Annotated in this window: 18 protein-coding genes, 1 tRNA gene and 1 rRNA gene; 10 read left to right on the forward strand and 10 right to left on the reverse strand. The window is 45.6% G+C overall.

The genetic code is table 11. The features are described 5' to 3' along the window. The coding region (locus AC0TWI_RS04765; RefSeq protein ID WP_488125208.1) for an IS3 family transposase at positions 1-97 on the forward strand (97 nt) is incomplete at its 5' end. Between the two features lie 630 nt (positions 98-727). Here the strand turns inward: AC0TWI_RS04765 and AC0TWI_RS04770 are convergent. Together AC0TWI_RS04770 and AC0TWI_RS04775 are read right to left on the reverse strand one after the other, a co-directional pair. Then, positions 728-1891, reverse strand: a complete 1164-nt coding sequence (locus tag AC0TWI_RS04770) for a MalY/PatB family protein (RefSeq protein WP_488125193.1) — start codon at positions 1889-1891, stop codon at positions 728-730. Between the two features lie 9 nt (positions 1892-1900). Beyond that, positions 1901-2743, reverse strand: a complete 843-nt coding sequence (locus AC0TWI_RS04775; RefSeq protein ID WP_488125194.1) for an alpha/beta fold hydrolase — start codon at positions 2741-2743, stop codon at positions 1901-1903. Positions 2744-3048: 305 nt separating this feature from the next. Here AC0TWI_RS04775 and yugI point away from each other — a divergent pair, with 305 nt between their 5' ends. The 5 genes from yugI to AC0TWI_RS04800 all read left to right on the forward strand — a co-directional run bounded on the left by yugI (position 3049) and on the right by AC0TWI_RS04800 (position 8312). Further along, positions 3049-3435: a S1 domain-containing post-transcriptional regulator GSP13 gene (gene yugI / locus AC0TWI_RS04780; RefSeq protein WP_488125195.1), complete on the forward strand. Its 387-nt coding sequence runs from the start codon at positions 3049-3051 to the stop codon at positions 3433-3435. A gap of 381 nt (positions 3436-3816) precedes the next feature. After that, complete coding sequence (locus AC0TWI_RS04785; protein ID WP_488125209.1) at positions 3817-5010, forward strand: ornithine--oxo-acid transaminase; 1194 nt, start codon at positions 3817-3819, stop codon at positions 5008-5010. Between the two features lie 45 nt (positions 5011-5055). Beyond that, entirely contained in the window at positions 5056-6300 is a 1245-nt protein-coding gene (locus AC0TWI_RS04790) for a Glu/Leu/Phe/Val family dehydrogenase (protein WP_488125196.1), read from the forward strand. A gap of 148 nt (positions 6301-6448) precedes the next feature. Next, entirely contained in the window at positions 6449-7798 is a 1350-nt protein-coding gene (locus AC0TWI_RS04795; RefSeq protein WP_488125197.1) for a glucose-6-phosphate isomerase, read from the forward strand. Positions 7799-7907: 109 nt separating this feature from the next. Next, complete coding sequence (locus tag AC0TWI_RS04800) at positions 7908-8312, forward strand: YugN-like family protein (protein ID WP_488125198.1); 405 nt, start codon at positions 7908-7910, stop codon at positions 8310-8312. 63 nt (positions 8313-8375) lie between these two features. On the opposite strand, the gene AC0TWI_RS04805 is transcribed toward AC0TWI_RS04800, so the two are convergent. From AC0TWI_RS04805 to AC0TWI_RS04815, 3 genes are all read right to left on the reverse strand, one after another. Beyond that, positions 8376-8537: a hypothetical protein gene (locus AC0TWI_RS04805; RefSeq protein ID WP_488125199.1), complete on the reverse strand. Its 162-nt coding sequence runs from the start codon at positions 8535-8537 to the stop codon at positions 8376-8378. Then, entirely contained in the window at positions 8534-8728 is a 195-nt protein-coding gene (locus AC0TWI_RS04810) for a hypothetical protein (protein ID WP_488125200.1), read from the reverse strand. The genes AC0TWI_RS04805 and AC0TWI_RS04810 overlap by 4 nt, the downstream gene beginning before the upstream one ends. A gap of 211 nt (positions 8729-8939) precedes the next feature. Then, positions 8940-9236, reverse strand: a complete 297-nt coding sequence (locus AC0TWI_RS04815) for a hypothetical protein (protein ID WP_488125201.1) — start codon at positions 9234-9236, stop codon at positions 8940-8942. A gap of 213 nt (positions 9237-9449) precedes the next feature. Between AC0TWI_RS04815 and AC0TWI_RS04820 the strand changes: the two genes are divergently transcribed. Then, the gene (locus AC0TWI_RS04820; protein WP_488125210.1) at positions 9450-10166 is read left to right on the forward strand and encodes a TerC family protein; all 717 of its coding nucleotides are present in this window, start codon (positions 9450-9452) and stop codon (positions 10164-10166) included. A gap of 60 nt (positions 10167-10226) precedes the next feature. Here AC0TWI_RS04820 and AC0TWI_RS04825 read toward each other — a convergent pair whose 3' ends face one another. Beyond that, on the reverse strand, positions 10227-11129 hold the full coding sequence (locus AC0TWI_RS04825; RefSeq protein WP_488125202.1) for a TetR/AcrR family transcriptional regulator: 903 nt from the start codon (positions 11127-11129) through the stop codon (positions 10227-10229). A gap of 159 nt (positions 11130-11288) precedes the next feature. Here AC0TWI_RS04825 and AC0TWI_RS04830 point away from each other — a divergent pair, with 159 nt between their 5' ends. Beyond that, entirely contained in the window at positions 11289-12821 is a 1533-nt protein-coding gene (locus tag AC0TWI_RS04830; RefSeq protein WP_488125203.1) for a DHA2 family efflux MFS transporter permease subunit, read from the forward strand. 38 nt (positions 12822-12859) lie between these two features. Here the strand turns inward: AC0TWI_RS04830 and AC0TWI_RS04835 are convergent, their stop codons facing one another. From AC0TWI_RS04835 to AC0TWI_RS04845, 3 genes are all read right to left on the reverse strand, one after another. After that, the gene (locus AC0TWI_RS04835; protein WP_488125204.1) at positions 12860-13372 is read right to left on the reverse strand and encodes a DUF3231 family protein; all 513 of its coding nucleotides are present in this window, start codon (positions 13370-13372) and stop codon (positions 12860-12862) included. A 140-nt stretch (positions 13373-13512) separates the two neighbouring features. Beyond that, positions 13513-13585 (reverse strand) — tRNA-Ala (locus AC0TWI_RS04840). Positions 13586-13671: 86 nt separating this feature from the next. Beyond that, positions 13672-14364, reverse strand: coding sequence for an MgtC/SapB family protein (locus AC0TWI_RS04845; RefSeq protein ID WP_488125205.1), 693 nt, complete (start codon positions 14362-14364; stop codon positions 13672-13674). A gap of 114 nt (positions 14365-14478) precedes the next feature. On the opposite strand from AC0TWI_RS04845, the gene AC0TWI_RS04850 reads away from it, so the two are divergent. Then, complete coding sequence (locus tag AC0TWI_RS04850) at positions 14479-15396, forward strand: DMT family transporter (protein ID WP_488125206.1); 918 nt, start codon at positions 14479-14481, stop codon at positions 15394-15396. A gap of 29 nt (positions 15397-15425) precedes the next feature. Here AC0TWI_RS04850 and AC0TWI_RS04855 read toward each other — a convergent pair whose 3' ends face one another. After that, a complete protein-coding gene (locus AC0TWI_RS04855) occupies positions 15426-15605 on the reverse strand; it encodes a hypothetical protein (protein ID WP_488125207.1) in 180 nt (59 codons plus the stop codon). Between the two features lie 308 nt (positions 15606-15913). Between AC0TWI_RS04855 and AC0TWI_RS04860 the strand changes: the two genes are divergently transcribed. Next, positions 15914-15975, forward strand: a 16S ribosomal RNA gene (locus AC0TWI_RS04860); the annotation flags it as partial.

Here is a 15975-nt window from a genome sequence, read left to right on the forward strand (position 1 = left end):
CGCAATCCATGACTACATTCACTTTTATAATCACCACCGTCTGCAAGAAAAATTAGGCGGCCTCAGCCCCATTGAATATAGGGCTAAGACCGCCTAACCAATTTACTTATTTCCACTGTCTACTTGACAGGGGGCAGTTCAAAAAGGGTGCTCTCTTTTTTCTTTTGAAAATACTATATTTTTTCGGGCTTTGCCTCATGCTTGTCGCAGTTGGGCAAGATGTCTCCGCTTTTCTTGATCCAGCTGCGGGCGATAGGGGCTCGAGGTCGCTTCGAAAAAGACCAGGTGGATTGTAAAGCATCCACCCAGTCTTTTTCTCCAGCGCTTGTCGCCCCTGATCAATCTCCCTCCGCTTTTCTTGAAGCAGCTGCGGGGGCTAGCCGCTCGAGGTCACAAGTCAAGCAAGAATGAAGGCAAAAAGCGCCTTCTTTCTTGCTCGTCTTGTGCTTGTCGCAGCTGGGCAAGCCCCCTCCGCTTTTCTTGAAGCAGCTGCGGCGCCTAGCTGCTCGAGGTCATAAGTCAAAGCCGGATAAAGGCTGGAAAGCGCCTTTGTCCGGCTTCGCCTTATGCTTGTCGCAGCTGAGCAAGGCGCATCCGCTTTTCTAGTGTCCAGCTCCGGGCGGCAGGGGCTCGAGGTCATAAGCCATAAACGGATAAAGGCTGGAAAGCGCCTTTTTCCGTTTCCGTCTTATGCTTGTCGCCCCTAAACGGCCGCCCTCCGCTTTTCTTAGCCAAATGCTTTTTTTAATCTGTTCATGCCCTCTTGGATGATTTCACGGCTGCAGGCGGCGTTTATGCGGATGAAGCCTTCTCCGCCTTCGCCGTAGGAAGCGCCCATATTGACTGCGAGTTTACCTTTCTTCAGCAAACGCTCGCTCATTTCCTCGAAGGTGAGTCCGAGTTTTCTGCAGTCGATCCAGATGAGATAGGTTCCTTCCGGTTCAATGACCTGAAGGGTCGGGAGGTGGCGGCCGATCTCCTGTTTGATCAGCATGAAGTTTTCCCCTATGTAGGCAAGGACCTCATCGAGCCATTTTTCTCCATGACGGTATGCGGCTTCCATTGCGATGATGCCGAAAGTATTCAGGCTGGAAAATCCTTGCCTTGCTTGGACAGCAGCGATTTTTTGCTGGATTTCTGTGTCCGGTATGACGAGAAAAGAGGCTTGGAGTCCTGCAAGGTTGAAAGTCTTGCTCGGTGCCATTAATGTAATGGTGTTTTTCTTATCAACCCCGTTTACTGTGGCAATCGGCGTATGTTTAAACGGGTGTCTGACAAGATCAGCATGAATTTCATCAGAAACGATGAGAATCCCGTTCTTCTCGCATATTTCTGCTAGTCTCTCAAGCTCATCCTTCGTCCAGACTCTTCCTGTCGGATTATGTGGACTGCACAAAAGAAAGAGCTTTACCCCGGAAGCTGCTTTCGCTTCAAAATCGTCAAAATCGATTTCATATCTCCCGTTTACGAGCTGCAGCGGGGAATTGATGACTTGCCTGTCATTTGTTTCGATCATATGGAAAAAGGGAGTGTAGACGGGCGATTGTAAAAGCACCTTGTCTCCCGGTTTTGTAAATGCCTGAATGGCGAGACTGATGGAAGGGACCACTCCGCTGCTAAAGAGCAGCTCGTTCGGCTTGATAACAAATCCATGCCGCTTTGACGCCCATTGGATGATCGCTTCTTTTACGCTGCTGTCGGCAACGGTGTAGCCGAACACGCCGTGGCTGATTCTCTCTTTCATCGCTTCCAGTGCTTCCTCTGGCGGCCGGAAGTCCATATCTGCCACCCACATCGGCAACAGATCTTCCTGTCCGAAGGCCATACCCATGTCATCCCACTTGACGGATTTTGTATTTTTCCGTTCTATCGCTTTTGAAAAATCATACATTCCAGTCTCTCACTCCTTTTCTGCCATTAATTGAGTTTGGAATAGCTGAATCTCCTGAAAAACCTGCATCGGCTTTTCCTCCGGTACCAAATGCCCTGTATCCGGCAAAATGACAAGTCTTGAATTTGGCAGATCTTCTGCAAGGCGCCTTCCGGTTTGCATGGGGACGATCCTGTCAAATTCACCCCAAATGAGCAGGCAAGGGGTACGAATGCTGCCAATCTCGGCAGAAGTCAGGTCTCCTTCCCGGTCACGGATAAATCGTGCCAGCCCTTTGAAAATAGCCGGGTTTCGGAAAGGCTCTTCATAGCCTATCACCATATTATCATCAATGATCATTTTATCATGGACGACAAGCTCAAGATTCCCGCGAACCCCGGTTTTCTCCAGATACCGTTTGACGATGCGGGGAAAAATCGGAAGGTAAGATAAAAGCATAAGAGAAGGCTTCAATTTCTTCAGGTAGGATGAGCAGGAAAGCAGGATGGCTTTTTGGAAAAAGTCTGGCTCCAGCCGAAGCATATGCAGGGCGATCTGCCCGCCCATCGAATGGCCGACGACCGAATAGTTTTGATAGGGGAGCGTTTTTAGGAATTGCAGAATGGTTTCTGCGATGTTCCGGTAACTATATAAAAACCGCTTCGACTTTCCGCTTTTGCCAAACGGGGGAAAGTCAATCGCAATGATCGTATATTGCTGTTGGAGATAGGGAATCAGCCTGCGGAAACTGAAGACTGAAGACAAAAAGCCGTGGAGCATGACAATTGTATCCGCTTCGGGAGTTTGTTCGTAAATCTCGTGATAGAGTTCGATGCCGTTCACTGTTACCTTACCCGATATCGATTTTTGCATGAGCTGCCTCCATATGTTTATTTATACCCTTTAACCGGTTTTGGCCAATAAAAAAGGCGCCATCACAGCTGATGCGCCAATTGTAAGGATAAAGGGGGAAGACTGAAAGCCTTACAGTACTAGCTTAACCGGAAAAGACAGGAAATAAACATGGAGAGAAAAGATTTGTCCCGAACTGTTCAGGTTTTGAATACGGATGCAGGGGAATAGGATAATAACAATGCTTTGCTTCTTGGACCTAACTGTGTTATCATTTACAATTGCGTAAAATAAGACGAAATATAAATCGATCGGGAGTGTTTTCCATGTCAGCAAAATTTCAATCAGGTGAAGTATTAACGGGAAAGGTAACGGGTATTCAGCCATACGGCGCATTTGTCGCATTGGACGATGAGACTCAAGGTCTTGTTCATATTTCTGAGATCCGTCATGGCTTTGTTAAAGATATTAACGACGTTCTTTCTGTCGGGGACGAAGTAAAGGTGAAGGTTCTGAATGTAGACGAAGAGAAGGGCAAAATCAGCCTGTCTATCCGTGCTACTGAAGATGCGCCAAAGCAACAGGAGAAAAAGCCGCGCCGACAAGCAGTTGTGAAGACAGAAGAAAATGGGGAAGGCGGATTCAATACATTGCGGGACAAGCTGCAAGAATGGATCGACCAATCCCAACGCGATGATCTCATCAAAAAGTAAAACGTACGGCGGCTGTCCCTTAGTGGGATGCCGCTTTTTTTTTGCCTAATGAGGTGATGATTCCAGGATTTGAAATAGTATTATGGAATATCGCAAACCGGAAAAGTATGATACTATTTACGAGTAGGAAGAGTAGAGAGATTTGGGCGCTGATCAACAGCGCGGATCTAGCTTGTGGCTATTTGCGAAAGCGTTTACGTTTAGAAAATCTGCATGACTATGGAACGAATTATAGGAAGATGAGCAGGCGCCCGGCAGTTGTGGAAAGCGTTGATATAGCTTTGCGCAAATTTGTCGGTTGCTGAAAGTGGAACAGAGAAAAGGGGAAGCGGGCCCTGGCATGATAGAGGGGCAGCTGCCCATCTAGGGGAGGGGACGGATCTGGCAACGAAAACCGAAGTGGTCATTGAACAGACGGAACGTTACGGGGCCAATAATTATCATCCGCTGCCAATTGTTATTTCGGAGGCGGAAGGAATCTGGGTAACGGATCCTGAGGGCAATCGCTATATGGATATGTTAAGTGCTTATTCGGCTGTAAACCAAGGACATCGTCACCCGGCGATCATCAAGGCGTTGAAGGAGCAGGCGGATAAAGTTACATTAACGTCTCGGGCTTTCCATAACGATCAGCTTGGTCCTTGGTATGAAAAAGTGTCCAGGCTGACAAACAAAGAAATGCTCCTGCCAATGAATACAGGCGCCGAAGCAGTGGAAACCGCGATAAAGGCAGCGAGACGATGGGGATATGAAGCAAAAAAAATCCCTGCCGGCAAAGCGGAAATCATCGCCTGCGAAGGGAATTTCCATGGAAGAACAATGGCAGCCATTTCCCTATCCTCTGAACCGGAGTATAAGCTGGGGTTTGAGCCGCTTCTCCCTGGGATAAAGGTAATACCATATGGAGACCTGCAAGCGTTAAAAAATGCGATTACACCGAATACTGCCGCGTTCATCCTGGAACCGATACAGGGGGAAGCAGGAATTGTTCTCCCGCCTGACGGATTTATGAAAGATGCTCTGGCTGCCTGCCGGGAACAGAATGTTCTGTTCATCGCTGATGAAATCCAATCCGGGCTTGGGCGGACGGGAAAGATGTTTGCCTGTGACTGGGAGAATGTGGAGCCTGACATGTATATATTGGGCAAAGCGCTTGGAGGCGGGGTATTCCCAATCTCGTGCGTGGCGGCCGACCGGAGCATACTCGGTGTGTTTAACCCAGGTTCGCACGGATCGACTTTCGGCGGCAATCCTCTTGCCTGTGCCGTTTCATCTGCAGCCCTAGATGTGATCGTAGAAGAGAAGCTGGCTCAAAAGGCTTTGGAGCTCGGCAATTTTTTTATGGAAAAGTTAAAAGGTATATCCCATTCGTCGATAAAAGAAGTAAGAGGAAGGGGACTTTTCGTTGGATTGGAGCTTCATGAGGAAGCTAGAAAATACTGCGAAGCCCTGAAGGGAGAGGGACTCCTTTGCAAGGAGACCCATTGGACGGTGATTCGTTTCGCTCCTCCGCTTACGATAAAAAAAGAAGAATTGGAATTTGCTTTGGAACGTATTAAAAAAGTGTTCAGCTAATGTTATAATGGTCAATGATTACGAATAAAAGAGGCGAGAATAACGATGGCAGAAAATCTGAACTTATTTACATCAACACAAGAGGTTATCAAAGATGGCCTTAACAAGCTTGGTTTTGGCGAAGAAATGTATGAACTGCTTAAAGAGCCGATGAGAATGCTGACAGTACGGATTCCTGTAAGAATGGATGACGGTTCGGTTAAAGTATTCACCGGTTTTCGCGCCCAGCACAATGATTCTGTAGGGCCGACAAAAGGAGGAGTCCGCTTCCATCCGGAAGTCAGCGAGGAAGAAGTCAAAGCAATGTCGATGTGGATGAGCATCAAATGCGGAATTGTGAACTTGCCTTACGGCGGGGGTAAAGGCGGTATCATCTGTGACCCAAGAACAATGTCAATGGGTGAGATCGAACGCCTCAGCCGCGGATATGTTCGGGCGATCAGCCAAATTGTCGGACCGACAAAAGACATTCCGGCTCCAGATGTTTATACAAATTCGCAAATCATGGCTTGGATGATGGATGAGTATAGCCGCCTTCGTGAAAACGACTCACCAGGCTTCATTACAGGCAAACCGATCGTGCTTGGCGGATCCCAAGGCAGGGAAAAGGCTACAGCGCAAGGCGTAACGATCTGCATTGAAGAGGCAGCCAAAAAACGCGGCCTATCCCTCAAGGATGCAAGAATCGTCATCCAGGGATTTGGAAATGCAGGAAGTTTCCTTTCGAAATTCCTAAGTGATGAAGGGGCCAAAATTGTCGGCATCTCAGACGCGTACGGAGCGCTTCACGATCCAGACGGTCTCGATATTGATTATTTGCTTGATCGCCGTGACAGCTTTGGAACCGTAACGACTTTATTTGAAAATACAATTACGAACAAAGAATTATTTGAGCTTGACTGTGATATTATTGTACCTGCTGCAGTAGCGAACCAGATTACAGCAGAAAATGCACCAAATATTAAAGCTTCGATCGTTGTTGAAGCTGCGAATGGCCCGACAACAGAGGAAGCGACAAGAATTTTGACGGAGCGCGGAGTTTTGCTTGTACCAGACGTTCTGGCAAGCGCCGGCGGTGTAACGGTTTCCTATTTTGAATGGGTGCAGAACAACCAAGGCTATTACTGGACGGAAGATGAAGTGAATGAAAAATTGCGTGCCAAATTGGTAGAGGCTTTTGAAAATGTTTATAATACGGCTGAGAGCCGCAGAGTAAACATGCGTCTTGCTGCTTATATGGTCGGCATGCGGAATGTTGCGGAAGCCTCACGTTTCCGCGGCTGGGTATAAGAGATCGAGGCTGTCCATAAAGTCGAATATCGGCTTTTTGGACAGTCTTTTTCTGTTGAATTGCCTGATGTCTGTATGTCTTTGCTTGAAAACAAAAACAGATTGGTATACAGTCTAAAAAAGGTAACATAGAAAAGGAGGCAGTATCTTGGGACATATTCATTTTGATTACACGTCAGCTCTTCCGTTCTTTGGAGAGCATGAAATTACTTACTTGCAGGCGGCAGTTGAAGCGGCTCATAAACAATTGCATGAGGGAACTGGAGCCGGCAGTGACTTCCTTGGATGGATTGACCTTCCTCGTGACTACGATAAAGAGGAATTCTCCCGGATTCAAAAGGCTGCAGAAAAAATTAAAAGCGACAGCGACGTACTGCTCGTTATCGGAATCGGCGGCTCGTATTTGGGAGCTCGCGCGGCGCTAGAAATGCTCGGCCACAGTTTTTATAATGAATTGCCGGCAGAGAAGAGAAAAACACCGCAAATCCTGTTCGTCGGCAACAATATCAGTTCTACATATATGAAAGATGTTATGGATTTGTTGGATGGAAAAGATTTTTCGATCAATGTTATTTCAAAATCGGGTACAACGACAGAGCCTGCGCTCGCTTTCCGGATCTTCCGCAAGCTGCTTGAAGAGAAGTACGGAAAAGAAGGAGCAAAGTCGCGGATTTTTGCTACGACCGATAAGGCAAGAGGCGCTTTGAAAACATTATCCGACCAGGAAGGCTATGAAACTTTTGTTATCCCGGATGATGTGGGCGGACGCTATTCAGTATTGACTGCAGTCGGTTTGCTGCCAATCGCTGTAAGCGGAGCGGATATTGAGGCAATGATGAAGGGGGCCCAGGCTGCAAGGGAAGCATACAGCAGTCCTGAACTCGACAAGAACGAGGCTTACCAATACGCTGCCGTTAGAAATGTCTTATACAACAAAGGCAAAACAATTGAAATGCTTATCAATTACGAGCCGGGTCTGCAATACTTCTCTGAATGGTGGAAACAGCTGTTCGGAGAGAGTGAAGGAAAAGATCAAAAAGGCATATTCCCGTCTTCTGCAAATTTCTCGACTGATCTCCATTCTTTAGGTCAATATGTACAGGAAGGCCGCCGCGATTTGTTTGAAACGGTTATTAAGGTAAAGCAGGCGAGACATCAGCTTGAGATCGAAAGTGAAGAGGGCGATCTGGACGGCTTGAATTATCTTGAGGGCAAGACGGTTGAATTTGTAAACGATAAGGCGTTTGAAGGGACCCTTCTTGCTCATACGGATGGAGGCGTGCCAAACTTGGTCGTTGAAATCCCAGAGATGGACGCTTATACATTCGGCTATCTCGTTTACTTCTTTGAGAAGGCATGCGCTGTGAGCGGCTATTTGCTCGGCGTCAATCCGTTCGACCAGCCTGGCGTGGAAGCTTATAAAGTGAACATGTTTGCTTTGCTTGGCAAACCTGGCTTTGAAGAGAAAAAAGCTGAGTTGGAAAAACGCTTAAAATAAAATATATTAAAAAGAGGTCATCGCAGCGCGGTGGCCTTTTTTCTTGTTCCGCATATTTGCCGATTCCTTAGGGATAATAAGGGAAATGTGAAGCGGGGGAGAATATGCAATGATACAAATTGATTCTCAGCTTGAAGGACGGCGATACAGGCTCCATAAATTGGAGCTTATTCTTAAGCCGCAAGGATACGCAATCGGCGGAAATTGGGATTATGATCAAGGTTTTTTTGACTATAAAATGGCTGATGATGAAGGGTACCAATTTCTTCGGATTCCGTTTACTGCAATTGAAGGCGAGTTGGACAAACCGGGCACGATTGTTGAGCTCGGAAAGCCGTTCGTGCTATCCCATGTTTACGAAGAGGGCATAAATGAACAGGCTCGGAGCGGCAATCTGTCGGCTTCGATCAATCAATTTTCAGAACCAGTCGACCCGGATGGCAAAATCGAACAGGAATATGAGAAACGTGGGCGGGTGATGGTCGAGAGGCTTGAGCAGCTCCTCATGCAATAATAAGTTAAACAAAAAGCCAGGTTTCCACATGGGAACCTGGCTTAAGGCTTAATCTTTTAAAAATTAAAGTGTGACGAGAACTTTGATGTCGCGGCAGTCGACGGTGATTTTTGCGATAGTAGGGCCACCTGGAGGGAAACGGAAAGTTGCACAGCAAGTGCGTTCGTTGAATCGGACAAACTCAAGCGGAACGAGCAGCGACAAAGAGTCTACTACGGAAATCAACACAAGGTCGCCGGGATCCAAGTTGCGCACCTTTTCGCAGTTGCAGCCTTTACACTTGTGATTCCTTCTGTGTTCGCCGCCGACGTCACCGCATCCGCAATGCTCATGCTCTCTTTCATCGCACCGGTGATGACGATGGTGATGGTCTCTTTCGTCGTCGAAATCCCCTCTTCTTCCACAGTCACAACCATGATCAGAGCCTCCTCCTACTTCATGACATTCACAGACTAATCTTCTTCTTCTTCTGCGTCTATTTGAGTATTCGTCCTCTCTTACATACTCATCTTCGAACATAATAGTATTCACTCCCTTTTTTATATAAGGCCTTACGCCTTTGTTACTAGGTTATTGTGAAATGCTTCATTTCGATTGGACAAACAGTCTGGTGCAAAAACACAATTTTTACTTGCTGTTTTGCTTCAGCAAGTTAAGTGATTTTTCAATCTGCTGCATGATTGCTGAGTAATATTGGCCAAGCGATTCGTTTTGACTGGCGGCCTCTTTGTAAGTGGCCATCGTTTGTTTCGCTTTGTCGAGCGCTGCCTCGATATGACTGTGTTCGATAGAGAAACTTCCGTTTTTATGAAAAATGCTCTGATCCAGCAGTTGGCCAAATTGAGAATTGCCTTGTGAAGCAAGGAAGCCTTGAAACTCAGCGAGAGACATTGTTTTCTCTTGCTGCTGCTCTTGTTCGCTCATACATTTCACCCCTTATTCATTCGGCGTTCTCCGCCTTTATACTTACTATATGGAGCGTTTCTGCCTCCCGATTGGACAATCTGGCTAGGGAAAACATACATTTTTTCAATTGCAAAGGGGAATGAGAATTATGTATAATGTCTAAATTGAGATTTGCCCGGTTGGTAAAGGTAAATGTCGGTGAAAGCATCAAGAAGGAAAGAAGGAGAGGAAATGTCGCTTGCTGCGTCTATTTTTGGTATAACCGTTTCTTCGGCAGCATTTGCCGCTTTGTTAAAAATTATTGCGATTGATATTGTCTTATCTGGCGATAATGCAGTTGTTATTGCGATGGCAACCCGAAATCTGCCGCATGAACAGCGGAATAAAGCTATATTATGGGGAACAGCTGGAGCGGTGATCTTGCGGATTCTGCTGGCTATGATCATTGTCTGGCTGTTGAAAGTTCCTTATGTCAACCTCATCGGCGGCCTGCTTCTCTTGTGGATTGCATTAAAGGTATTGATCAGTGAAGAAGAGGAAGCGCATGTTTCAGCGCAATCCGGATTGTTGAAAGCAATTGGAACCATTATTATGGCAGACTTTATCATGAGTTTGGATAATGTAGTGGCTGTGGCAGGGGCAGCAAATGGCCATGTGCTGATGATTGCTGTAGGGGTCATGATTTCGATTCCGATCATGATTTTTGGCTCTAAGTTTATAGTTAAAATGATGGACAAGTTTAAGTGGATCAGCTATGCCGGCTCAGGAATACTTGCATGGACAGCAGGGGAGATGGCTTTGAGGGACAAGCACCTTGTCAGGCTGCTTGATATTGAGCATGGACCTGCAACGTATGCAATAGTAATTGCATTAACAGTACTTGTGCTATTTTTCGGCTATACGATTAACAAGAGAAAAGAGTCGAAAAAATTTGTTCGGCAGCATTAATGCTAAAAGGCCCCCGGGAAGTTCGCATAATTGAGCGAGTGCCCCGGAGGCCGTTTTTATTTATTGCTTATCTACCAGATACTTTTGGAGCAGAGACTCGAAACGAGTGAAATCACCGAGAGATTGAACAGCCGGATTCTGTCTAAGCATTAGCAGTGAACTTTCAATTAGGAAGAAGCGCGGAGAGTGGGTGTCGACAATCTCCTCCTGTATGAACTCGATTATCTGGATATATTTCATCCGGTCCGCTTCATGAGTGACCGATTTAGCGATCGATTTATTCAGATTGGCAGACACATGAAGCAGTTCATCAAGAAAGAAATCATCTGATTTGGCAGCTTTCTTTTCCCAGTCCATAATCAGTGTCGGGTCAAGCAGGCATTCATCTTCAATTCCTGCATTTTCGAGTATGGCTGAAAGTCTGTTCAGACAATACCGGATGATGTCTTCTGATGGGTAAGAGCAGTCACTCAATCTCGCGGTATAATGGAACATTTGATGGAGCATTCCTAGAAAAAGAACAGAACCATCCAGTAGATAAGGCTGTTTGTCTTCACCGTATACTTCGGCTAATCGCTGATGCATCCAGAGCAGCTGGTATATTTGTGTTTTTTTGATAAATGCTTTTAAGTCTTGGTCGTCGGAGGAAAAGACCTGCTCGATCAGGCGGAACAACTTGTTTTTCTTATTCGACTGCAACATTACGTCAATCTGCCTAATGAAAATTTCTTTGTCTTCACGGCTCTTGCCGATCAACAATTCATTCCGTTCGCTTTCGGTCTGCTGGCGAATCGTGTGAAAGACTGCTTTAAATAATGCTGCCTTCGATGGGAAATAATTATAGAACGTGCCTTTTGAAATCCCGCTTTCGTTCAGGATGTCCTGTATTGACGTGGCGTTATAACCTTTATCGATAAACAGCCGGTAGGCCGTCTGGATTACATGTTCTTTTCGTTTATTCATTCCATTCAACCTTCATTCATGATAAAAATTAGCGGTCATTAATTTCTTCCGACAACCGAAATTTTTTTGTTGCCATCGAACTGAAATAAGTGTATTATAATTTCTTGTATACCGCAAGTACAAAAGATGAACCTATAGTATAATTGGAGGAATGTATAGATGAGTGATGAATCTTTGGTGAAAAAGAATTCACCCTATGGAATCATTGCAATATTGCTGGCAGGGGCTTTCGTTTCGATTTTGAATTCGACATTGCTTAATGTTGCCTTGCCATCAATGATGACAGATTTGAATGTGAAAGAGACAACGATCCAATGGCTGGCGACCGGTTATATGCTAGTCAACGGGATCTTGATTCCAACTACGGCCTTTTTGATCCAGAAGTTTTCGGTAAGAAGATTATTCATCGGAGCCATGCTGTTGTTCACTGCAGGTACGATCATCTCCGCTTTTGCCGGTACGTTCCCAATGCTGTTGATTGGACGGATGATCCAGGCTTCAGGTTCCGCAGTAATGATGCCATTGCTGATGAACGTTCTTCTCGTTTCCTTCCCTGTTGAAAAACGCGGAGGAGCAATGGGGATTCTCGGCTTGGTCATGATTTTTGCTCCAGCGATCGGCCCGACATTATCAGGTTGGATTATCGAGCATTACCATTGGAGAATGCTTTTCTACATCATTATCCCGTTTGCAGTTATTGTCCTTCTCTTGGCATTCATTAAATTGAAAGACAAAAAGGATAAAGTGGAGATTTCGCTTGATACCCTTTCCCTTATCCTTTCCAGCATTGGATTTGGGGCATTGCTTTACGGTTTTAGCTCGGCAGGGGAAAAGGGATGGGGAAGCCCAATCGTCTACGGTACACTGATTGTCGGAGCTCTTTCTCTTATCCTTTTCATATTGAAGCAAAATCACATGGAAAAACCGATGCTCGACTTCAGAGTTTATAAATACCCCATGTTCGCACTCGCATCAGCAATCTCGATTGTCCTAAATATGGCAATGTTCTCAGCGATGATTTTGATGCCGATCTACTTGCAGAATATCCGGGGTATCTCTCCAATGCATTCCGGTCTTCTTATGCTTCCGGGTGCATTGATCATGGGTGTCATGTCGCCGATTACCGGCCGATTGTTCGATAAATACGGAGCGAAAGTACTGGCACTTATCGGGCTTACCATCACGGTCGCTACGACTTATACATTCAGCCGGTTGACGATGGAAACAACATACACTACGCTTTTGATCATGTATTCTTTCAGGATGTTCGGGATGTCCATGGTGATGATGCCAGTCATGACAAACGGTCTGAACCAGCTGCCGCCTCGTTTAAACCCACACGGAACAGCGATGAACAGCACGCTTTCCCAGGTTTCCGGCGCGATTGGCACCGCTTTGCTTGTAACAGTTATGTCTTCACGGACAAAGACGCATGCTGAGGAAATTATGACGTCTGCTATGGCGAAGATGGCTGGGCAGCCTGCTCCTACACCTGAAGTGGCTGCACAGATGAAAACTCAGCTCACGAACCAAGCGATGATTGACGGCATCAATGACTCTTTCCTTGTTTCTGTCTTTATCGCAGGACTTGCGCTTGTCCTTGCTTTGTTCCTAAAGCGGTCAAAACCTGTTAGCGATACGGGTGAAGAGATTGAGAAGAGCAATCTTCAAACGGATCCTTCCCGCTCATAAGAGAACCGCGGCCATTGACATGGCCGCGGTTTTTTTTGCTACTCCTGTTCCGGAGTTTTGATATGAAGGGGTGGCGGCATCAGCCATCCCTTATTTTTGTTAAGCTGCAAAACTTTTACCCCGAATGCAGCTTTTTCAAGATGGAATTTGCCGAATAGGGCACCGATGTCTTCACGGATGGACTGACCCATGATTCCGCTGGCCGTTACAAGTCCTTTTGCGGTATCGGCTGCGAGCATCATGCCAATCTCTGGGTCGTTAATGCGGGCTCCCGGAGGAATGTCATCAAGATTGGCCTCTGGGCGTGCGGGCGGAGCGGGAGGCAGAGCAACGCCGTTTTCTTTTAAAAGCGGCTCGAGTTGTTCCTTCTCCTGTTCAGAGATTTTGATTGCTTCTTCCAGCAGTTCTCGCAAATCTTTATCGCCTGCGTGGTTTTTTAACGTTTGATAGGCGGCGATACAGGCCTGGGTACTCATTAAATAAGACCATACCCCGAAAACTTCGCCATAATGCATTGGTTCTTCTTTTGGATTGCCACTTAAAATACCCATCAATGTCCCTCCTTGGCTAAATCACCCTCCACCCGTGTTCCGGCAGAGGCTCTCAAAACTAGGATGGAACAGAGAAGGCGAAGTTATACGCCAAGACAAAAAAAACTTCCGCACCTTAAAGGTGCGGAAGTTTTCTGGAATGGAGAATAGCGGGATCGAACCGCTGACCTCTTGCATGCCATGCAAGCGCTCTCCCAGCTGAGCTAATCCCCCTCGCTGAGTACATTTCTCATTATAACTGCTTTATTTAAAAAAGCAAGCAATAATGAGAAAAATTTTTGAAGGGGATTTATTTTTCTTCAACTTATAATTTCGATGCCATGCACATCATCTATTTTCGACAGGGTATAATAAATGTCTGTGACCGGCCGCTTGATGCTGGCGCGCGCTTTCAATTCGAGAAGATGATGGGGGTCATCCTTCAAATCTTTGATTCTAGTATTGGTAACTGAAATTTTTTCATCCTTAAGTGTTTGGATGATGTTCTCCAAGCTTTCTTGTTTTGTGACGATAATTTTGATTAGCATATCTCTTTTTAGCAGCTTTTTCGGACCAATCCTGAATAGGGCAAGAGGGATGAGTTCCACGCTGATAATCAAGAGGATGACACCGGCAATTGCCTCTGTATAAAAGCCGGCTCCTACCGCAATCCCGATGCCCGCAGCACCCCAAATCATGGCGGCAGTCGTCAGCCCTGAAATATGGTCGTTGCCGCGGCGCAAAATAACCCCTGCCCCTAAAAACCCAATTCCTGAAACAATTTGAGCTGCAAGACGGAGTGGATCCATTTGGATTCGAACCTCATCGCTTCCAGGAAACAGGTAAGCGGATTCAATTGAAACGATCGTCAGAAGACAGCTTATGATGCAGATAACCAGGCTTGTTTTAAGGCCAAGCGGCTTCTTTTTCAATTCTCGCTCTACTCCAATGACAAGTCCGAGCAAAGCAGATATCCCGAGCTTCGTTAGCAGCGGCAAATCGAGAAACTCCATATACATTTCCCTTTCTAAACCTATAATTTTCTGGAAGACTGATTGGTTTTTATTTCGGAACACGATACAATCAATCTAGTATAATAGTTGAATCTTACAGCAAAGGAGCAAAAAATGGAATCACCAAAACTAAACCCATACGCAGGACTGGCTGTAGGGGTGATCGCGGTGTCTACATCCGCTATTTTCGTCAGGCTGACCGACGCGAGCTCCGAAGTCATTGCGTTTTATCGCTTGTTATTCAGTGTGCTCCTGCTTGCGCCGGTATTTTTTCCGAAATACGTAAAGGAAGTAAAGGGGATAAGCAAAAAAGATTGGCTATTTACTATTATAGCTGGAATCTTACTTGCTTTTCATTTTATCCTGTGGTTCGAGTCACTGAACTATACATCTGTTGCCAGTTCCACCGTACTTGTTACACTCCAGCCGCTGTTCGCACTTCTAGGAACATTCCTTTTCTTTAAAGAGCGTTTTTCCTGGAAGGCGATAGTCTGTGCTGTCTTTGCTATATTCGGGAGCATTATCATCAGTTGGGGAGATTTCATGATTAGCGGGGACGCATTATATGGAGACTTCCTTGCCCTGGCTGCTTGTGCGCTTATTACGTCCTATTTGCTATTTGGGCAAACGACAAGGACGAGAGTTTCGCTTGTGACGTACTCTTTCGTCTTATATTCAATCAGTACAATAGTCTTGTTTGTCTACGTATTTTTGTCTGGTGCTCCATTTTTTTCGTACCCGCCGAAAGACTGGGGATATTTTCTCTTAATGGCGCTCATCCCTAATTTGCTCGGTCAGACGATTTTCAACTGGTGTGTGAAGTGGGTCAGCACATCTACGATTTCTGTAGCCATTCTTTTTGAACCGGTTGGTGCTGCTCTCCTTGCATATTTTCTTTTAGGAGAGAAACTAATCTGGCAGCAGATTCTGGGCGGTTCGATTGTCATTGTAAGTGTCGTTCTTTATCTTTTAGCCGAGACGAAGAAAGTGAAACTCAATATGAATGCCAGTGAAGAGGCAGAAGCAATATAGAACAAGCTGGCTGATGCTGCCAGTTTGTTCTATATGAATAGATAAGCGAGCCCAGAGAAAACAAATGCCATGATGGAGGAGAAGATAAACGTTCCGCCGTAGACCTTTTCCTCGGCATTTGATATACGTAAAGCTTCGATATACGAGAATGAAAATAAGTAGACGGCCATGATGATTGCTAAATAGAGTGCGATTTTTGGCAGCAGCAAGATCCTATTCACCCTTCCTGTTCTATTATCGTTTTGTTACTATGTATATGTACAAGCAGCATGAAAAAGTATTTTAAAAAAATGTATTGCATTTGATATATTCCCGTGGTATATTATTAAACGTCCGATAAACAAGTAAGCGAAAAAACGCTTGAAAAACTTTTTAAAAAAAGTGTTGACTGCTTGTTAAAAGGATGGTAAGATATAAAAGTCGCCTAAGAGCGACAGGGAAGTTGTTCCTTGAAAACTGAACGAAACAAACGTCAATGATTTACTTTTAAGCAAGACCAGCAAATGAGCTAACAAACTTTAATGAGAGTTTGATCCTGGCTCAGGACGAACGCTGGCGGCGTGCCTAATACATGCAAGT

Source organism: Lederbergia sp. B243.17 (genome assembly GCF_057657925.1).